The sequence below is a fragment of the Streptomyces sp. NPDC005393 genome (assembly GCF_040606675.1).
In the GTDB taxonomy this organism is placed as follows: Bacteria; Actinomycetota; Actinomycetes; order Streptomycetales; family Streptomycetaceae; genus Streptomyces.
The window spans coordinates 1-1,294 of the sequence record NZ_JBEXFG010000143.1 but is presented as its reverse complement, the minus strand read 5'-3'; the positions used below and the strand labels follow the sequence as shown (position 1 = coordinate 1,294).

The window sequence follows — 1,294 nt, the reverse complement described above, 5'->3', positions numbered from 1 at the left end:
AAACCGTATCACCGGTTTCTCCGGGCGCTTCCCTTCGGTCTTTCGTGTTTCCAACCCTACCAGATCCGTTTTCCGTTCCGTTTCCGGTCCGAATTCCATTTCTGGTGCCCGTTGGAGAGCCTTTGCCTTTCGGCGTGTTGCTGACTTTAGCAGATTCGCATCGGCCGATCTAATCGGCTTCGCGATTACCTGTGGGGGGTCAAAGTGCTCCGTTGGAATTCCATTCACAAGCGGAGCGGTTCCGATACTAACGGCTACCGATGAGCATCTCCTACTCACCCCAACCGTTAAAATCTACCTCCCCGCGCAACCCATGTCAAGCGGATGTCGGGGAGATGAACACCGTAGCAGGTCGGAGAGTCCGGATGCGCATCGCGCCACAACGGGCGATGGCGGGCTCTTCCGGCGCCAGTCCCGCTTGGGCCGGCGCTCATCCACGGTGACTGTCCAGTTTGGGCGACATGTCCCGTTCTGTCAAGCGCGACCCACGGCGGATCGAAGCCCCGGCGCCCATCACGCCGCGAAGGACGACGGCGGACTCTCCAGCTCCTCCAGCTCGATGCCGGGGGCGGCGAGCACCACGTCGCCGGCGATGTGGATCGCATGCCGTTCACCGGTGTCCAGCTCGCTGACCTGGTATTCATCCACAGCGAGCTGTCCAGTTTCGGTGGTATGTACCGTTCTGTCAAGCAGGGCCCAGGACTGATCGAGGGTGCGGGGCGCGAGCACCGGATCGGTGAAGGCCACGAGGCGGACGCGGGTGGCAGGGGCCCCGGGCTCGAGCCGCAGGAGGCGGGAGACGGCGACGAGGAAGGCCGGGGAGGCGCCGGTGAAGGAGTGGGCGCGGACGTTGCCCTCGGTCGCGTGCTGCCCGGAGGGGTCCGTGCGGACCCAGGTCACACCGTCGAGCGCGGCGCCGCGGACCTGCCAGCTCGCGGCGTGCAGCTCGACGCGGATGGGGCGGCCCAGTTCATCGAGGGTGAGGTCCACTGACCCGGCGTGGTCGCCCGAGGGGGCGGTGCGCTGCGCGACATAGCGCCATCCGCTGGGGCCGGGCGCGCAGTGGAAGTGCTCTTCGCCGAGGGCGGCGTGATCATGCGGGTCGTGGAGGGAGTAGCGGCCGCGGGGCATGGTGAGGTCCTTGACGAGCTGAGGCCCGCCCGGCCGGGGTGGCGCGGACGGGCCCTGGGGCCCCCGCCCGCTGTCCACGGCCAGATGGTGCACGGTCAGGAACAGCCGCGGCCGGGCCCCCGCCCCGCTCAGCATCAGCGCGGAGCGCAGCAACTGCCCCGTG

At 67.8% G+C, this 1,294-nt stretch carries 1 protein-coding gene; it reads right to left on the bottom strand.

What is annotated here, in order from left to right:
* Positions 1 to 513: 513 nt before the first annotated feature.
* The gene (locus ABZS71_RS35640; protein WP_356217027.1) at positions 514 to 1,131 is read right to left on the bottom strand and encodes a hypothetical protein; all 618 of its coding nucleotides are present in this window, start codon (positions 1,129 to 1,131) and stop codon (positions 514 to 516) included.
* Positions 1,132 to 1,294 lie beyond the last annotated feature (163 nt).

Bases quoted from the DNA above. Each gene is read 5' to 3' on its own strand.
- ABZS71_RS35640 (WP_356217027.1), bottom strand. From the start codon at position 1,131: ATGCCCCGCGGCCGCTACTCCCTCCACGACCCGCATGATCACGCCGCC.